General features: G+C 64.0%; 17 protein-coding genes. 6 read left to right on the top strand and 11 right to left on the bottom strand.

What is annotated here, in order from left to right:
* Positions 1–9: 9 nt before the first annotated feature.
* Entirely contained in the window at positions 10–741 is a 732-nt protein-coding gene (locus DT069_RS08765) for a Crp/Fnr family transcriptional regulator (RefSeq protein WP_162913074.1), read from the bottom strand.
* A 119-nt stretch (positions 742–860) separates the two neighbouring features.
* On the opposite strand from DT069_RS08765, the gene DT069_RS08760 reads away from it, so the two are divergent.
* From DT069_RS08760 to DT069_RS08740, 5 genes are all read left to right on the top strand, one after another.
* On the top strand, positions 861–1919 hold the full coding sequence (locus tag DT069_RS08760) for a class I SAM-dependent methyltransferase (protein ID WP_119459923.1): 1059 nt from the start codon (positions 861–863) through the stop codon (positions 1917–1919).
* A gap of 91 nt (positions 1920–2010) precedes the next feature.
* Positions 2011–2550: a GNAT family N-acetyltransferase gene (locus DT069_RS08755; protein WP_119459922.1), complete on the top strand. Its 540-nt coding sequence runs from the start codon at positions 2011–2013 to the stop codon at positions 2548–2550.
* A gap of 60 nt (positions 2551–2610) precedes the next feature.
* On the top strand, positions 2611–3216 hold the full coding sequence (locus DT069_RS08750) for a FecR family protein (RefSeq protein ID WP_162913073.1): 606 nt from the start codon (positions 2611–2613) through the stop codon (positions 3214–3216).
* A 9-nt stretch (positions 3217–3225) separates the two neighbouring features.
* Positions 3226–5199 (top strand): CHASE2 domain-containing protein, encoded by a 1974-nt coding sequence (locus tag DT069_RS08745; protein WP_119459920.1) that lies wholly within the window; start codon positions 3226–3228, stop codon positions 5197–5199.
* Positions 5200–5362: 163 nt separating this feature from the next.
* A complete protein-coding gene (locus DT069_RS08740; protein WP_162913072.1) occupies positions 5363–6010 on the top strand; it encodes a tetratricopeptide repeat protein in 648 nt (215 codons plus the stop codon).
* A 13-nt stretch (positions 6011–6023) separates the two neighbouring features.
* Here the strand turns inward: DT069_RS08740 and DT069_RS08735 are convergent, their stop codons facing one another.
* The 5 genes from DT069_RS08735 to DT069_RS08720 form a co-directional block, all read right to left on the bottom strand.
* A complete protein-coding gene (locus tag DT069_RS08735) occupies positions 6024–6584 on the bottom strand; it encodes a PepSY domain-containing protein (protein ID WP_162913071.1) in 561 nt (186 codons plus the stop codon).
* A gap of 664 nt (positions 6585–7248) precedes the next feature.
* Complete coding sequence (locus tag DT069_RS08730; RefSeq protein WP_119459917.1) at positions 7249–7443, bottom strand: hypothetical protein; 195 nt, start codon at positions 7441–7443, stop codon at positions 7249–7251.
* A 1116-nt stretch (positions 7444–8559) separates the two neighbouring features.
* A complete protein-coding gene (locus tag DT069_RS24585; protein ID WP_162913046.1) occupies positions 8560–8727 on the bottom strand; it encodes a hypothetical protein in 168 nt (55 codons plus the stop codon).
* Between the two features lie 19 nt (positions 8728–8746).
* Positions 8747–10066, bottom strand: a complete 1320-nt coding sequence (locus DT069_RS08725) for an ammonium transporter (RefSeq protein WP_119459916.1) — start codon at positions 10064–10066, stop codon at positions 8747–8749.
* Between the two features lie 755 nt (positions 10067–10821).
* The gene (locus tag DT069_RS08720; protein WP_119459915.1) at positions 10822–11553 is read right to left on the bottom strand and encodes an aspartyl/asparaginyl beta-hydroxylase domain-containing protein; all 732 of its coding nucleotides are present in this window, start codon (positions 11551–11553) and stop codon (positions 10822–10824) included.
* A gap of 330 nt (positions 11554–11883) precedes the next feature.
* On the opposite strand from DT069_RS08720, the gene DT069_RS08715 reads away from it, so the two are divergent.
* Positions 11884–12399 carry a Ros/MucR family transcriptional regulator gene (locus DT069_RS08715; RefSeq protein ID WP_425450108.1) on the top strand — a complete coding sequence of 172 codons (516 nt, stop codon included), beginning with the start codon at positions 11884–11886 and terminating at the stop codon, positions 12397–12399.
* 479 nt (positions 12400–12878) lie between these two features.
* Here DT069_RS08715 and DT069_RS08710 read toward each other — a convergent pair whose 3' ends face one another.
* From DT069_RS08710 to DT069_RS08690, 5 genes are all read right to left on the bottom strand, one after another.
* A complete protein-coding gene (locus DT069_RS08710) occupies positions 12879–14084 on the bottom strand; it encodes a PQQ-dependent sugar dehydrogenase (RefSeq protein ID WP_119459914.1) in 1206 nt (401 codons plus the stop codon).
* 163 nt (positions 14085–14247) lie between these two features.
* Positions 14248–14511: a hypothetical protein gene (locus tag DT069_RS08705; protein WP_119459913.1), complete on the bottom strand. Its 264-nt coding sequence runs from the start codon at positions 14509–14511 to the stop codon at positions 14248–14250.
* 51 nt (positions 14512–14562) lie between these two features.
* Positions 14563–14841, bottom strand: a complete 279-nt coding sequence (locus DT069_RS08700) for a hypothetical protein (RefSeq protein WP_119459912.1) — start codon at positions 14839–14841, stop codon at positions 14563–14565.
* A 181-nt stretch (positions 14842–15022) separates the two neighbouring features.
* Positions 15023–15202 carry a hypothetical protein gene (locus DT069_RS08695; RefSeq protein WP_119459911.1) on the bottom strand — a complete coding sequence of 60 codons (180 nt, stop codon included), beginning with the start codon at positions 15200–15202 and terminating at the stop codon, positions 15023–15025.
* Between the two features lie 13 nt (positions 15203–15215).
* The gene (locus DT069_RS08690; RefSeq protein ID WP_119459910.1) at positions 15216–15404 is read right to left on the bottom strand and encodes a PLDc N-terminal domain-containing protein; all 189 of its coding nucleotides are present in this window, start codon (positions 15402–15404) and stop codon (positions 15216–15218) included.
* Between the last annotated feature and the right edge of the window lie 68 nt (positions 15405–15472).

Genomic DNA, 15472 nt, shown 5'->3' with positions numbered 1-15472 from the left:
AGTTCGCCGTCAGTCCGGGTCGAGTTCGTTCGGGGCGGAGAGCCGGGCCTGGTCGACCACGGTGATGATGCCACGGTCGAACCGCAGGACGCCTTCCTCGCACCAGGCCCTGAGCTGCTTGTTGATCGCCTCCCGCGTCACGCCGATCATCTGGGCGAGCTCGGTCTGGGTGAATTTGTGGTCTATGCGCAGCCCGTCGGCGCCGTGCCGGCCATGCGCGATCGCCAGGGCCTGCAGCCGCTTGGCCAGGCGCGCGCGCAGATTGAGGAAGGCGTTCTCGCTCAGGCGGTCGGTGTTCAGCCGCAGCCGCTCGCAGAGCAGCTCGATGATATGCCGGGCGAACCGGCCTTCCTGATCGAGGAGTTCGAGGAACAGCGCGCGATCGACCACCAGAAGCGCGCTGTTCTCCGCGGCCTCGGCCGTCGCGGTTCGAGGCAGGCCGTCGAGTAGCGCGATCTCGCCGAACACGTCGCCCGGCTCCATCAGGCCGAGGGTGAGTTCCTTGCCGCCTCGGCCGGCGACCCAGATCCGGATCAGGCCCGTGATCACGCCGAACAGGGCGTTGCCCTCGTCGCCTTGCTGAAACAGCAGGGCACCCTTGCCGATCTGCTGGACGCGGCTGAGGCGGACGAGCCGCTGCAGCAAATCCGGATCGGCGTCATGGAACAGAAAGCTGCTCCGGATCAGCCGCTCCTTGTCCGCGCCGCCAATAGTGATGCCCGATCCAGCAGTCCGCTGCATCGCTCCCTCCAACATCGTCTTCCGACGCCCCCTTGTGATCTCATTCATAGCGTGCCTTTGCGGCGGCGGCTAGATCGGCGGCCACGGAAACGAGATACGGAAACGGAAGGACGAACAAGATGCCTGTTGATGCTGCAAAGATCGAGGCCTTTATGGGACAGGTCGTCGCCGACATGTCGGCCGGTATGTCCGGTGTGATGGCGAACCTGGGGCACAAGCTCGGTCTCTACAGGGCGATGGCCGGCGCCGGGCCGATGACGCCGGCGGAGCTGGCCCGCAAGACGAACACGCATGAGCGATATGTGCTGGAATGGCTGAACAACCAGGCGGCCGGGGGCTATGTCGAGTATGACCCGAAGGCCCGGACCTATCGGCTCCCCGAGGAGCATGCGATGGTCCTGGCGAACGCCGGCAGCCCCGTCTTCATGGCGCCGGGCTTCGACACGGTGTCCAGCCTCTGGCTCGACGAGGACAAGGTCGCCGACGCGCTGCGGACCGGCAAGGGGATCGGCTGGCACGAGCATCACCACCGGCTGTTCTGCGGCACCGAGGCCTTCTTCCGACCCGGCTATCGCGCCAACCTGGTCGATTCCTGGATTCCCGCCCTGGATGGCATCGAGGCGAAGCTCAAGGTCGGCGGCAAGGTCGCCGATGTCGGTTGTGGGCACGGCGCCTCGACCATCGTCATGGCCCAGGCCTATCCGAACACGACCTTCGTGGCCTCGGACTATCATGGGGAGTCGATCGAAACCGCCCGGCAGCGCGCCGAGGAGGCCGGCGTCGCGGACCGCATCCGGTTCGAAGTGGCGAGCGCGAAGGACTTTTCCGGCACTGGCTACGACCTTGTCTGCTTCATGGACTGCTTCCATGATCTAGGCGATCCGCTGGGCGCCGCGAAGCATGCGCGCCAGGCGCTGGCCGCGGATGGCGCGGTGATGATGGTCGAGCCGTTCGCCGGCGATGCCGTCGAGGACAATCTGAATGTGGTCGGGCGGATGTTCTACGCCGCCTCCACCGCGGTCTGCACGCCGAACTCTTTGTCCCAGGAGGTCGGCCTCGGCCTCGGCGCCCAGGCCGGCGAGGCGCGACTTCGCGAGATCATAGAGGAAGCCGGATTCACCCGCTGCCGCCGTGCGACCGAGACACCGTTCAATCTGGTGCTCGAGGCACGCCCCTGATCCGAATTCTCGCATCCGCCCGCGCTTCCGTCGCCATCGGTCCGCCGATGGCGACGGAAGGAGGGCTCTTCGTATCGAAACGGAGATCTCCATGACTCAGCCTTGTCTCATCCGCCCCGCGGCGCCGCGCGACGGCGCGGCCATCCTGTCGTTCCAGCGCGCGGCGATTTCAAGAATCCCCGACGATATCTATGCCCAACCGACGAAGGAGGCGTGGTGGCGGACGCCGGCAGTCGGGTTCGACGAGATCCTCGCCGGAGGGCGCTATTTCGTTGCCGAGTCGGACGGGCGTCCGGTCGCCGGCGCCGGCTGGTCGCCCTGCACGGGATTGCCTGACGCGGCGATGATTCGCGCCGTCTTCGTCCATCCGGACCATGGCGCGTGCGGTCTGGGCCGCCGCCTGGTCCACAGCGCCGAGGACGCCGCCGTGACCGCCGGATTCTCCGACATCCTCGTGTCGGCCGCCCTGACCTCCATCGGATTCTACGAGAAGCTCGGCTATGAGGCGGCGAAAACGGTAAGTATCGAGGTCGAAAAAGGGGTATGGATAGGCTGTCGCAAGATGTGGAAGCGCCTAGTCCGGGGTTGTGGCGAGCCGGATCGGTCTTTAGATTGCGCCAATACCGTATAGAGATTGTCGAAGATGCGCTGTTTCTTCACAAGAAGACCGCCGGGTGTGGGGTCGGGCGCCTTGGCCTTGCTTCTCCTCTGCGCGACGGAAAGCGGGCACCCGGCGGCGGCCCAGCAAGCGGCGGCTTGCCAAGTGACGCATCTCGTCGGCTCGGCGATTCTGCTGCGCGATGGAGCGAGCCTGCCGCTGGCGCCGGGAACGCCGCTGCACGACGACGATCAGGTGGTGACGGGCAGGAACGCCCGTCTTGGGATCGCCTGCCTCGACGGTTCGACTCTCGTGATCGGCGAAAGCAGCAACCTGTCGCTGTCGACCTTTGCCGCCCTGGCCGAGCAGACCGGTGGAAACGTCGTGCTCGATCTCCTGGAGGGAATCTTGCGGCTCGCGCTCTCGCCGGAAAGCCGCCGGGAGCGTTTCGAGGTGAAGACGCCGACGGCGATCGCCGCCGTCCGCTCGACCGAATGGATAACCGAGACGGCCGCCGATAACACCGCCGTCTTCGTGATCGACGGTACGGTGGCCGTCCGAAGCCGCGCCGTCGCGGGACAGGTTCTGCTCCAACCCGGCTTCGGGACCGACGTGCCGCGCGGTGCGGCGCCGACGGAACCTAAGCGATGGGGACAGCCGCGCGTCGATTCCGCCCTCTCCCGCACAAGCCTGCCATAGCAGGACGTGATGACCCGCCAGGCTAGCCGGGCGAGGTTTCCACGGTGGCGCGCGGCGGTGGCTGCGGTGATAACCCTCGGGACCGCGGCTGCCTATGCCGCGTTCTGGGACGCGCCGCTCGTCGAGGCGATCGAGGGCCAGACCGTGAACTGGCGGTTTCAACTACGCGGGCCGCTGACGCCACCGCCCGAAATCGTGGTCATCGCTATCGACGACCGGACGGTCGACGGGCTGCAGCGCTGGCCGCTGCCGCGGGGCGCCCTTGCCGAGGCGGTCGCAACGCTCGATGCCGCCGGCGCCGCGGTGATCGGGCTGGACCTTCTGCTGCTGGACCGCGAGCAGGCGTCCGATGGCATTGCCCTGGCACCCGGCGACCGCCACCTTCGCGAAGCCTTGCAGGCCACCGATCAGGCAGTTCTCGGGCTGGCCTTTACTTTTGGTCCCGCAGGACCGGCGGACGAGGAGGTCTTGTCCGCCGTGCGCGAAGCGGCGTTTCGTGTCGTCCACCGTGACGGCGGGATTGCGCTGGCGCCCGATCGGCAGGCCACTGGGGCGCTGATTCCGATCGCGCCGTTCCGCGACGCCGCTGGCCTCGGGCATGTCAATGTTCTGGCGGATCAGGACGGCGCGCTGCGCCACCTGTTTCTCGCGGTTCCCTTCGCCGATCGCTACGTTCCCGCGTTCTCGGTGGAGATCGCGCGCCGGTTCCTCGGCCTCGGCCGGGACGAAACGGTTCTGATGGTGGGTCGCGGCTTGCGTCTCGGGCAGCGCGAGATCGCCGCCGATCCGCTTCTGCGGCTGGCGATCAACTACTATGGCGCGGCCGGAACGGTGCGAACCTATGCCATGATCGATCTGCTGGACGGCCGCGTTCCGGCGGAGAGCCTTGCCGGTCGCGCCGTGCTGATCGGTGCGACGGCATTGGGCGCGGGCGACAGTTTCGTCACTCCGTTCAGCCGCACGCTGCCCGGCGTGGAGGCGCTCGCTACGGTCGTCGGCAATCTCGTCGACGGTCAGGCGCTTGCCCGCACCGCGACGAGCATGGGCTGGGATCTCGCCGCCATTCTCTTCCTCGGCTTGGCCGCTTTCGCTTGCGCGCACCTGCCGTCGCCGGTCCTGGCCGTGGTAGCGACGCTGGCGGTGCTTGCCGGTTGGGCGTCGGTCGCCCAGCTCGCTTTCCAGCAGAGCCAGCTGTGGCTCGACATGACCTTTCCCACCACGGTCATCCTTCTGAACGGCGGCTTCGTCGCGGTCAGCCGCACGGTCGCGGAGCGTCGCCTGCGTCGCGACGCCGAGCGTCAGCGCCGCAATCTCTCACGCTACCACTCGCCGATGATCGCCGACCTGCTGGCCGAGAGCGAGACGCTGAGCTTCGATCAGCGCGAGCAGCATGCCGCCATCCTGTTCGTCGACATCGCCGGCTTCACCGGCCGCAGCGAACAGATGGCGCCCGCCGAGACCGTGCATTTCCTGCGCGATTTCCACCGCCTAATCGAACGCGCGGTTCTCGCCCATGGCGGCGTGGTCGAGCAGTTCATGGGCGACGGGGCGATGGTGATCTTCGGCGTGCCCACACCAAGCGACCAGGATGCGGTCGCGGCACTCGCTTGCGCGCGCCATCTCGTCGGCACGGTGCGGCGATGGACCGAGGAGCTGACGAGGGCGGGGCGGGCGCCGCTGCGGATCGGCATCGGCGTCCATTACGGGCCGGTCGTCATTGCGCGCCTGGGTGGCGATACGCAGCGGCAGCTCACCGCCGCCGGCGACACGGTGAATGTGGCGAGCCGGCTGGAGGCGCTGACCCGCCACCATGATGCGGCCATTGCCCTCTCGGCCGCCGCCGCCGCCGCCGTCCGGTCTGCCGGCCGCGAGGACCTGCTCGCCGGCTTTACCGAACTGCCCGCCCAGCCGATCCGAGGGCGGGAGGAGAGGATCCCGGTCTGGGTCGCCCAAGCCCACGCAATGGCCGGCTCTTCCGTTTGAGGGGCGTATGCGCCCCTGCATTCCCCGCCCATCCCCAGGAATGGCGGCAGCGCCGATAACGGAGTGGACCATTGCCGCGGCAATCCCTACTCTCATGTGATCGTCGACAATACGTCCCGAGGTGCTTGGCGAGCAGCCTTGGCTGCTTATGGAGAAGTATCCGATGATCTGCCGATTTGTCGCCGCTCTCATCATGGTCGGAATGTCCGGTCCGGCTTGGGCGGGCTTCGAGGAGGGGATGGTTGCTTTCGAGCGTTACGACTACGCTGCCGCGCTCGAGGAGTGGCGTCCGCTTGCCGAGCAGGGCGATCCTGCCGCGCAGTTCCGCCTCGGCGACATGTATCGGCAGGGCCGCGGCGTCCGGCGCGACGCGGCCGAGGCGGTCCGCTGGTATCATGGCGCCGCGGAGCAGGGGCATCCCGAGGCGCAGTTCTGGCTCGCCAAGATGTATGAGACTGGCCGCGGCGTGGAGCGACAGGACATTGCGCAGGCTGTGCGATGGTTTGCCGCCGCCGCAGCGCGCGGCAAGGTCGAGGCGATGCGCAGCCTCGGCGAGCGATATGCGTCCGGCGAAGGCGTCAAGCCGGACTTGGTGACGGCTCACAAGTGGCTCGCTATTGCGGCGAGGCGAGGCAATAACGTCGACGGATTCCTCGCCGAGTCCAAGTTGCGCGAGCTGGCGGCGCGAATGACGCCGGAACAGATCCAGAAGGCCGAGGCCCTGGTGCGCGATTGGACGCCGAAGCGGGGGCCGGTCGACCCGAAGGGGATGGTCGAGCAGCCGGCCCAATCTCCGGAGCCGGCCGGCTGACGCCGGTCATTCTCTACTCGCCGCGTTCCGGCAATACGTCCCCGGTCTGGGGGTTGACCTTCAGAGCGATGTCCTGGCCGCTCTGCCGAGCGGTCGCCCGATAGACATTCCCCTCGCGGCGGAAGTCGTCCACTGCGTCATACCCTTCACTTGTAAGCTTATTCCGGATCTGGGCTTCCGTCAGTTCCCGCGGCTCCAGAACCTCTCCGCTGACGGCATCGATGCGCAGGGCGATCGTTTCGCCATATTGCTCGGCCTCCGCCTCATAGACCTTCTTTTTCTCGTCCTGAAGGGTCAGGTTCCGCAGGTTCGCATAGCCCTGGACCTCTAGAAGGGCCTTTAATCCGACTTCGCTCATCGGGCTGAGATCCGGATTGGTTTCTGCCGTTGGCGGCTCGACGGTCTCGGGCATCGGAAGAACGGGCGACTCGAAGGCGCGTGCGGGGTTCTCCTCCATATCCTGGCCGACAGCCTGGGCCCGTGCCTGAGAGACAACATGGCCCATTACCGTATTATCCATCGCGAGCCGTTCGACGCTGCCCGCCATGACCGCGAGGAGCAAGAACAACCCCATCAACAAACTTGCGTTTCTGAATGGAGTTCCTGTCATTCGAAGGCAACAGATCATCGGCCCGAATATCCCTATCTCTGAAGCGGGCACAGTACAAGCACAAGCTCAACCTCACTGCCCCGCTACCTGGGACGGCGTTCCTTGTAGGTAGTTTCCCTTGGGGGACCTGTCAACGACGCCCCGGGGGACGCCCCCCGGGACTGTCGCCTAAATCAGCCTGGTCTGGCTCCGCCGAGCGAGAATGCTGTCAGCGGTCTCCGCTGGCCGCTGGCGCCCAGTGCCAGGATGTTTTCGGATGGCGTCCGAATGGTCGGCATAGTGCCGTCATCATGTGCCGTAGCAACTGGCGCAAAAACTCCGAGCGTAGCTGCTCCCCGCGACGCCTGTAATACGCGACGATCTCCGGCGTAACCTCCGCCGGGACTGGAAGAGACCGCTCACGCTTCTTCGAGGCGAGCCAAAGACCTTCTTCTTCCGTATAGGGCAACATGGAAGACCTCCGTTGTGACAACAATCTTCCTCCCCGGTCTCAGGCTCTGCGCGCCTGCAAGATGTAACGCGTGAACCATTTGTCAGATTTTCCGAATGTGCCGTCGTCTTACTCTGAAATCCGTACGGCGCATGCGCCGTACGATGCGACTGCTGGAGCTGATCATCCGATCGTGCTCTAGACGGACGGCACCCCGTCGAGTTCGGAGCCTAGAGGCGGCTGCTCCTGTGTCGCGGTTGCGTATGATCGAAGCACCCGCTTGAGAATGGCGCCCCACCGTTCACCGAGCTGGGTGGCGCGCGGTGAACAGGTCTCCTCAAAGCTTGCCAGCTTCCAGATATCGACATCGGTTGGGAACATGGGTTTGAACATGACGAGTCCTCGTTTGATAAGCGAAGCCAGCACAATCGCAGTTCATTCGATGGCGCCGCGATTGTGCATTGCACGCATGGCTTGCAAGGCGCGTGCCATCAGGCGAAGATTTTTAGTTATTTGAAAAATATAACTTGTTGCCGTTTGCCCTCGAGAACGGTCGAGATCGCATGGCTAAAAAATAGTGCACTGCACAAGAAACTGACATGGTGGTCTTGGAGATGCATTGCTGGCGCCTAGATGTTCCTAGAAACCACCTTTCCATCCAGAGTTCGGTGAGCCGGGCCGCCGCCGGTGCCGCTAGCGGAAAGCGATCTCTTATGCTGTTGCACCGCAGTGCAAGAAGTTCTCCAAGGATATTATCTCATTCTCGATTGCGTCTTCTTGTCGGCGCGGACTGCCGAAAGAACAGACGGAATGTCTAAGCTGCTGCTTATTTCCTGGGCAGGCGACTGATTTATCTTGCCGCGCCGCAGTATGCTATTCGCCTCATGTGACTGATTTTCCGCGCCTTGCTAGGCGCTTTGCGCCGGATCAACATTGGCACGCATCTTGAAAAGGGAGATGACGAGGACGCGCGGAAGCCCGCATGCGTTGGCTGGTGATAAGGCGTCCTCAGGCAAGTTGACAGGGACGCAAGCCATGGCCAGACAAAAAAGCTGGCAGAAGGAGAGTCCTGCGGTGTGAGGTAACGCGCTGCAGGCCACTACGGGCCGGGCGACAGACGGGTTTATGTCGTGCTGCCGCCCGGTCCGACCAAGTCCGGTGTTATTCGAGGCGCCCGGAGAAGCGCCCGGAGTCAAGGGCGGCTGGCATCGCCGCGCCGCTGCAGCGGCTGTCAGATATTCGGACTAATCCTGCGCATGCAACCTTCGCACCGCCGATAGCGCGCAAGGCGGCATCCGACCGCAGATTCTTTCGTCACCAAGCTCTATTAGGCACCCTAGAGGGCGATTCACCGCTCAGGTTGATCCAACCTGAGCGGTGAATCGCCCTCTACTTCAAATGATGAGAGCCCTTGCCAGTGAACTTAGCGAGGGCTCGCGATTTGGTCACCCGGACGCCGCCGCTCCACCCTAAGCGAGGCGGCGTCCGGGAGTAAGACGGCTATCTTTCCTAGGAGAAGCGTTTGAAAGCTTCGTTCTCGTGCTTGACGGAGTGGGCGATTACGCCGCCGATCACCAAGAGGGTCAGCAGAAGAAACAGTGAGACGAGCACGGGCGAGTCCGCGAAGGTGAAGTAGGCTTCCACGCCGTCCCAGGCGGAGAGTGGGCTTCCATTCATAGCTGTGGTTCTCCTCGTTCTACTCGGCGGCAACCGGATGGCTGGTGGGTGTATGTCCTTCGGGATAGGGTCGGATCGGAATCTCGACGAGGTCGAGGCCGGCCTTCTCCGCTCCTGGAGTGATGCGTAGCAGGCCGAAGGCCTTGAGCAGCAGCGATCCCAGATAGCCGGGCAGGAGCCCGAGCGCCGCCATCGTGACCGCGCCGACGAGCTGCCCGGAGAGGGTCGATTCCGGCCCGTTGGGACTGGGATAGCCGCTCGCGAAAAGCCCGCAGGCGATCAGGCTCCACAGGCCCGTCGCGCCATGTACAGGAAAGGCTCCTACGGCATCGTCGATCTTCAGCTTGATCAGAAGATCCTGGACCTTCGGAATGAGGCAACCGCCGACGAAGCCGATCAGAAAGGCGAGCGCCGGGTGGTACACGTCCAGTCCGGCGGCGGCTGAGATGATCCCGGCAAGCGCGCCCGACATCATCCAGAAGGGATCCCGGGTCATGAGAAAGCTGCCGATTATGCCGCCGGCAAAGCTCATGAGCGTGTTGAATGCAAAGGCGGAAAGGGTTGCTGGCTGTCCGTAGATGTTTATCCACTGCTCGCCGGTCATATAGATGATGCAGCCGCCCAGGAAGCCGAAGAACCCGACGATAATCATCATCAGTCCGATGATCGTCATCGGCACGGAATGCCCGAAGAGCTCCTGCGGCCGGCCATTGGCGGCGAACCGTCCGATGCGGGGACCGAGGTTGATGAGAACGCCGAGAGCGAAGAAGCCGGCGACCATGTGCACGACGCCGGCCGCGCCGACGTCGTGATAGCCGAACGCCGTATGCAGCCAGCCTTCGGGATGCCATCCCCAGGAGGCGCCGAGGATCCACAGCACGGATCCCAGCAGGATCGCCAGCAGGCAGAAGGCGCTCAGTCGAATCCGCTCGATCACCGCGCCGGAGAAGATCGAGGCCGTCGTGGCGGCAAAGAGGGTGAACGCCGCCCAGAAGACGCCGGTGGCGTTATCGGCCAGGTTGGGGCCCATCGTGTTGCTCCAGGGCAGCGCGCTGTTGCCCGCTGCGCTGGGAACGATCCCGCTGGGGAAGGCCACATAGATCCACCAGCCAAAGAGAAAGAAGGTCGGGACGACGAAGGCGAAGGCCAGGATATTCTTGACGCCGGAGGCCAGCGCGTTCTTCACGCGCGAGGCGCCCATTTCGTAGGCAAGGAAGCCGGCGTGGATGATCACCATCAACGCCGTGCACCACCAATAGAAGATTTCCATATTGATGGTGCCGGACATCGCGACGAGCCGTCGCAACTCCTCGACCGCAGCGAGAGTCTCATTATCCATGATGAGGACCTCCCCGGTTGAGACTGCCGCCAGCCCAGCGCCCCGTGACTGCGATGAGTCGGGTGATACAACGCCGGGGCGCTTCTTCAGGAGTCCTTCCGATGTGCATGTTCTCCTCCTCTGCCGAAATTGTTCCGGGTGCAGGAGGTCCGACGCAAGCGGCGTGCCAGCCATCTGCCGCCGGGCGCTTTCACGAACTGGCGTCGACGACAGCTAGGCGATCACCGCGTGGGTGCGCAGGATTTGTGCGCTGCAGCGTCAACGAAACGCTCGGGCCTGATCCTATGCCTAGTTCTCTTATTTAGGCAAAGCGCCCAACTCTTGTGCATTTCAAGATACAGAGGAAGAGTAGTGAGAAGAAGCGGCAGTCTTGAAAGAGTTTGTTTTATTGCAACGCAGCATGTCATGATGTAATCCGTTAACGGCGGTCCAGGCCATGCTGCGCCACCGCTTGGCCGCCGCTAACGTTTCGTTCCCAGACCTGGGCCACGACGCCTGCGGGCGACGTGGCCTCCTTTTTGCCGTGATAAGCAGGTCCCACGGTGCTCACACAGCTCGCGGTGTCGCCCTATGCGCGCTTGCCCTCGGTTACGATGACATCGCAGACTTACAATCGAAGTGCTGGCATCACCGACGCGATAGACATCGGGCAACACTGGAACATTTCCGAGATTTGAGCTGTCGCCGACCTGTTCGCATTGGTTGGAGTCGAGAGTCGCCAGACAGGTGACGCTTGCTCCTGACCGATGCGCCTCTCATTCGGCCGGCTTGCTCTCCCACTGCTCGATCGCCCGGCGCGCGTCCTGAATGAACGGGCTCTTCCGAATTGCGGTCAGGAGGCCGTCGCGGACCAGCGATCCCGGAAAGCGCAGCGGGCGCTTGACATGAATGATCAGAACGACCCGCTCCTCCTCGGTATCGTTCCAGACCTCGTGATCGTAGATATCGTCGAAGACGAACAGCTCTCCTTCGCGCCAGTTATAGTCGCGCTCCGCCACCCGGATGCGACAGCGTTCGCGGTTCTTCGGAATGCGCAGGCCGAGATGGCAAGTCAGGATCGCCTTCGTCACGCCTGTGTGCCGGGGAATGTGCGTGCCGGGTAGCAGGATCGAGAACAGGGCGGTCTGCAGGCCGGGGATCGCCTCCACCAGGCGGGCCGTTTCCGGGCAGCGCCGGCAGTTGTTGGCGGATCGCACGCCATATCCCCACAGGAAGAAAGCGCGCCAATTGTCGTCCGTGGTGATGCGGTGGTGATCCGGCGAGATTCGGCGCAGCGGCGGCGCGGCCCCTCTGGCCTGCAGAATGCGGTCGGCCTCGGCGCGAATGACCTCCCAATTAGCCTCCAGCGTCGCCGCCCATGGAAACAACGCCGTGTCGAAGACCGGCGGATCGCCGACGCGCGAGTAGCGTGAGAGCAATCTGTCGATCCAAGGGTGAAGATGGAACCCGAGCCAGATGATGGCGGCCCGTCCGCGTCCCTGCGCCATCGATCCTGCTGTCGGTCTCACGGTCGGCTCGTTCATGACAGATTCAGGGGCTCGACCAGATGTCGTTGTGACACTTGGTTCGATCCGGTCGTCTTGATGACAACGCTATCTCTAGGTCCAGTGCGATGGTTCCAATGCTTGGTATTCAAGCGTTGCGATCGGACCGCGAGTGACATCTTCCATTTGCGCGACACCGTGGCCGGTAAGGGAAGCGGGTTCTTCGTGGTCTTTATTGGTGTTTCTGCAGTCTCCTGGCCCGGGAGGGTTAGAATCCAGCAACCGGGTTCTTATCTTAGGGATCAAACACCCTAACAGATGAGTCGAATAGACATGACAGAACAAGACCACGAGAAGATTGGGAGCGAAGATATCCGGATCGCGGAAATGACGACGCGGATCGTCACCTCCTATCTCGCACACAATGCCGTCTCGGCGGGCGAGCTTCCGCAGGTGATCAGCTCTGTCGCGAGCGGGCTTCGCGCCGCCGAGGGCCGGGCCGAGGCGGCGACGTCACCCGTGACGCCGGCCGTGCCGATCCAGAAGTCGGTGAGCCGGAACCATGTCATCTGCCTGCTGTGTGGCGAGAAGCACAAGATGCTCAAGCGGCACCTGACGACGACGCATCATGTGACGCCGCGCGAATATCGCGAGATGTTCAATCTGCGAAGCGATTATCCGCTGGTTGCGCCGGAATATGCCAAGCGGCGGTCCCAGCTCGCGCATGAATACGGGCTTGGGCGCAAGGGCAATGCGCCGTCATCGCGGTCCGAAGCCTCCGCCGGCCGGACGAAAGCCGGAGGATCTGCGGGGCGAAAGACGCCGACGAACGTGACGAAGGCCGCGTAGACCGGCTCTGGAGTCGGGCAGGCGCAACGGGCCGTTCCCTCGGTTAATTTTCCTCGGGCGGGTTCCCTCGGATGGACCGCTCGGGCGGATCTTTGCGTGGTCAACCCGGTTGGTGGAGACTGCCCGTCAAGTCTTCGAATCCGATGGTCCAGAAGCTGGGCTTCCACTGCCAATCCGGTAGTGGCACGACGGCATCCGACGGCTGGTCTGGGTCCGTCGTGGCCAAGCCTGCCGTGGCCAAGCCTGCCGTGGGTCGTCTTGAAGCCGTCCTACCCCGAATTCGGGCGCTGTTCATGATCGGCCTTTTGATGTCAAGCCGGCGGATCGCGCCGGCATCTCGGGCTTGAGTGTGGGGAGCCGCGACGATCTACTCGCCCTCGGCGTCGCTGTCAACAGGCAGGGTGAACATAAGCGGTCTCACCTGTATCAGGCGGCGCCACGGCGATTCGGACCGCGAGACAGGACCCTAGAATCTGGCTCTAGTCTGTCTGCCCCGTCGCGGTCGCCGGCTCCTCGACGGCGGACGTGATGCGCAGGATCTCGCCATCCGGCTCGTCCGTCAAAAGATACAGGGCGCCGTCGGGACCCTGGACGACATCGCGGATGCGGAGACCCAGGGCGGCAATCAGGTCCTCCTCTGCCGTCACTCGCTGACCGTCGATCTCGAGCCGGACGAGCTTCGGGATCGCCAGGCCGCCGATGAAGAGATCGCCCTGCCAGCCGGGAATCGCGTCGGCTGTGTAGAAGGCCATGCCCGACGGGCCGATCGAGGGCGTCCAGTAATAGATCGGCTCCTCCATGCCCTGGGCCGTCTGCTCGCCGGTGCCGACCGGCGTGCCGTCATAATTGACTCCATAGGAGACCACCGGCCAGCCATAGTTCTTTCCGGCCTCGGGAATGTTGATCTCGTCGCCGCCCTTCGGGCCATGCTCATGCATCCAGAAGACGCCGGTCTCGGGATGGAGGGCGGCGCCTTGCGAGTTGCGGTGGCCATAGGACCAGATCTCGGGAAGTGCGCCCTCCTGCCCGACGAAGGGATTGTCGTCCGGCACCGATCCGTCCGGATGGATGCGGACCACCTTGCCGAGATGGGAGTCGAGGTCCTGCGCCTGGGTCCGGAATTCCTCGTCGTAACGCTCGCCGAGCGTGACGAAGAGATGGCCGTCATTATCGAAGACGAGGCACGAGCCGAAATGCGCCGTGCTTGGGAGCTTCGGTTCCTGGGAAAAGATGACTTCGACATTGGCAAGACGCGAGGGGTCACCCTCGGCGAGCTCGCCGCGGGCGACGGCCGTGCTGTTGCCGCCCTCGCCGGGCTCCGCGTAGCTCAGATAGACCAGCCGGTTCTCCTCGAAGTTCGGATCGAGCGCGACGTCGAGCAGTCCGCCCTGGTTTCGCGCGTCGACTTCGGGCACCCCGTCGAGCGGATCGGAGAGCTCGCCTTCCGGCGAAACGATGCGCAGATTGCCCCCGCGCTCCGTCACCAGCATTCCTCCGTCCGGCAGGAAGGCGAGGCCCCACGGATGGCTTAGGCCTTTGGCGAAGGTCTGGACACGAATTGTCGCCTTGTCGGTCTCGAAGGTCTTATCCACGGCGCGGGCCTCATCAATGCCGATCAGAGCGGTGGTCGCCAGAGCGGCAGTTGTCAGAGCCGTGGTGGCCAAGGCGGGGAGGGCTGTCCGCATTCGCTGTTCTCCTCGTCTTCTGTCGCCCCTAGAGCACGATCCGATCACATCGAGCCGATGTGATCGGATCAGGCCCTGTGCGTCAAGATAGGGGGCGGGCGCGACGGGGCAACCCGGCCCCTTCTTTCTTCAGGAGCTGGGGTGAGGTTGCGGAGTCGACCCTCTACAGAGGCTTCCCGATGTCGGCCGTTGGCTCGACCAGCGGCGTCCGCGCCGCTTTGAGCGGCCGGCGAAGGCCCGAATGATCGTCCGACAGGCGGCCGGCAACAGCGGCGGCTCGTTGATCGAACTTCAGCGCAAGCGCAACGAACTCCCGGGCGCGGGCGATATGCCCCGTCTTCTCGGCGATCTCCGCCAGTTCCCAATAGCGGGCGGCCGTCCGCTGGTGAGCGGTCGCGATCGTCGAAGGGCGGGGCGGGCTGCGCATGGGCCGAAGGTGACCGCCGAGACTTAAGAAACGCTTAACCTTGAAGATAAGCTAACGCTGATTCAGCAGGCGCTCCACGCGTCCGAGTTCGCGACGCGTGTCGCGCAACTGCTCCCGTTCGAGAGCGTCGGCGCCGAACTGCTGGCGTTCAAGCCGGTTCAGCCGGCTCTCCAGACGCGACTGATAAGCCTGCGCCGCTCCTTCCTCGGCGGGTGACAGTGTCTCCGGCGGCGGGTTGAAGCGATAGGGTGCGAGACCGTTGCGGAAATCTGCCGTGTCGGCGAGCGCGGATCCGGCGCAGGCGAGACCGAGGAGGGCGGGCAGAAGCATTATCAAGCGTCTATACATCTGACGAACCGGGAAAGACTCTGCAAAGCCGACTGACGGCACGGCTCCTATATGGTGACCGGTCGGCCAGTAGTCACGTCCGCATGGCTAGAGCACGATCCGATCAAATTGGGCCAACCTGATCGGTGAATCGTCGTCTCATTTAAGCAAATCGGATCAGGCCCTAGCCCGCCAAGAGGACATAGACCCAATAGAACGGCCAAAAGACGCCGGCGAGCCAATCGAGCACCAGGGCGAGGGCGCAGCCGCCGATGCCGACGCAGACATTCCAGTCGCGGAGGACAAGGACTACGAAGGTGACAAGGCCGATCAGGCCATAAAGTCCGCCGCCGAAGAAACCCATGCCAGCCGGCTTCTCAGGCCGGCGCCGAGCGCGGTCCGGCGAAGAACCAGATGATCAGGCCGAGAACCGGCAGGATCAGGATGATGATCGTCCACAGGATCTTCGATCCGGTCGAGGCGCTGCTCCTCACGATGTTTACAATTGCCCAGATGTCCGCGATCAGGATTAGAAGGCCGAAGAGGCCGCCGACTTCGAAATCCATGCCTTGCACCTCTCCATGCCACCGATATCATCCCGGCGGGAGCGGGTTCGACATCTCCTTCCTGAAGA

The sequence above is a fragment of the Virgifigura deserti genome (genome assembly GCA_003576685.1).
Classification (GTDB): Bacteria; Pseudomonadota; Alphaproteobacteria; order Dongiales; family Dongiaceae; genus Virgifigura; species Virgifigura deserti.
The sequence above is the reverse complement of the archived record's forward strand: the minus strand, read 5'-3'. Positions and strand labels throughout refer to the sequence as shown.

What these genes read in the sequence shown, in the direction of transcription:
- DT069_RS08765 (WP_162913074.1), bottom strand. Translation starts at nt 741, where the DNA reads ATGCAGCGGACTGCTGGATCGGGCATCACTATTGGCGGCGCGGACAAG.
- DT069_RS08760 (WP_119459923.1), top strand. Translation starts at nt 861, where the DNA reads ATGCCTGTTGATGCTGCAAAGATCGAGGCCTTTATGGGACAGGTCGTC.
- DT069_RS08755 (WP_119459922.1), top strand. Translation starts at nt 2,011, where the DNA reads ATGACTCAGCCTTGTCTCATCCGCCCCGCGGCGCCGCGCGACGGCGCG.
- DT069_RS08745 (WP_119459920.1), top strand. Translation starts at nt 3,226, where the DNA reads ATGACCCGCCAGGCTAGCCGGGCGAGGTTTCCACGGTGGCGCGCGGCG.
- DT069_RS08740 (WP_162913072.1), top strand. Translation starts at nt 5,363, where the DNA reads ATGATCTGCCGATTTGTCGCCGCTCTCATCATGGTCGGAATGTCCGGT.
- DT069_RS08735 (WP_162913071.1), bottom strand. Translation starts at nt 6,584, where the DNA reads ATGGGGTTGTTCTTGCTCCTCGCGGTCATGGCGGGCAGCGTCGAACGG.
- DT069_RS08730 (WP_119459917.1), bottom strand. Translation starts at nt 7,443, where the DNA reads ATGTTCAAACCCATGTTCCCAACCGATGTCGATATCTGGAAGCTGGCA.
- DT069_RS24585 (WP_162913046.1), bottom strand. Translation starts at nt 8,727, where the DNA reads ATGAATGGAAGCCCACTCTCCGCCTGGGACGGCGTGGAAGCCTACTTC.
- DT069_RS08725 (WP_119459916.1), bottom strand. Translation starts at nt 10,066, where the DNA reads ATGGATAATGAGACTCTCGCTGCGGTCGAGGAGTTGCGACGGCTCGTC.
- DT069_RS08720 (WP_119459915.1), bottom strand. Translation starts at nt 11,553, where the DNA reads ATGGCGCAGGGACGCGGACGGGCCGCCATCATCTGGCTCGGGTTCCAT.
- DT069_RS08715 (WP_425450108.1), top strand. Translation starts at nt 11,884, where the DNA reads ATGACAGAACAAGACCACGAGAAGATTGGGAGCGAAGATATCCGGATC.
- DT069_RS08710 (WP_119459914.1), bottom strand. Translation starts at nt 14,084, where the DNA reads ATGCGGACAGCCCTCCCCGCCTTGGCCACCACGGCTCTGACAACTGCC.
- DT069_RS08705 (WP_119459913.1), bottom strand. Translation starts at nt 14,511, where the DNA reads ATGCGCAGCCCGCCCCGCCCTTCGACGATCGCGACCGCTCACCAGCGG.
- DT069_RS08700 (WP_119459912.1), bottom strand. Translation starts at nt 14,841, where the DNA reads ATGCTTCTGCCCGCCCTCCTCGGTCTCGCCTGCGCCGGATCCGCGCTC.
- DT069_RS08695 (WP_119459911.1), bottom strand. Translation starts at nt 15,202, where the DNA reads ATGGGTTTCTTCGGCGGCGGACTTTATGGCCTGATCGGCCTTGTCACC.
- DT069_RS08690 (WP_119459910.1), bottom strand. Translation starts at nt 15,404, where the DNA reads ATGGATTTCGAAGTCGGCGGCCTCTTCGGCCTTCTAATCCTGATCGCG.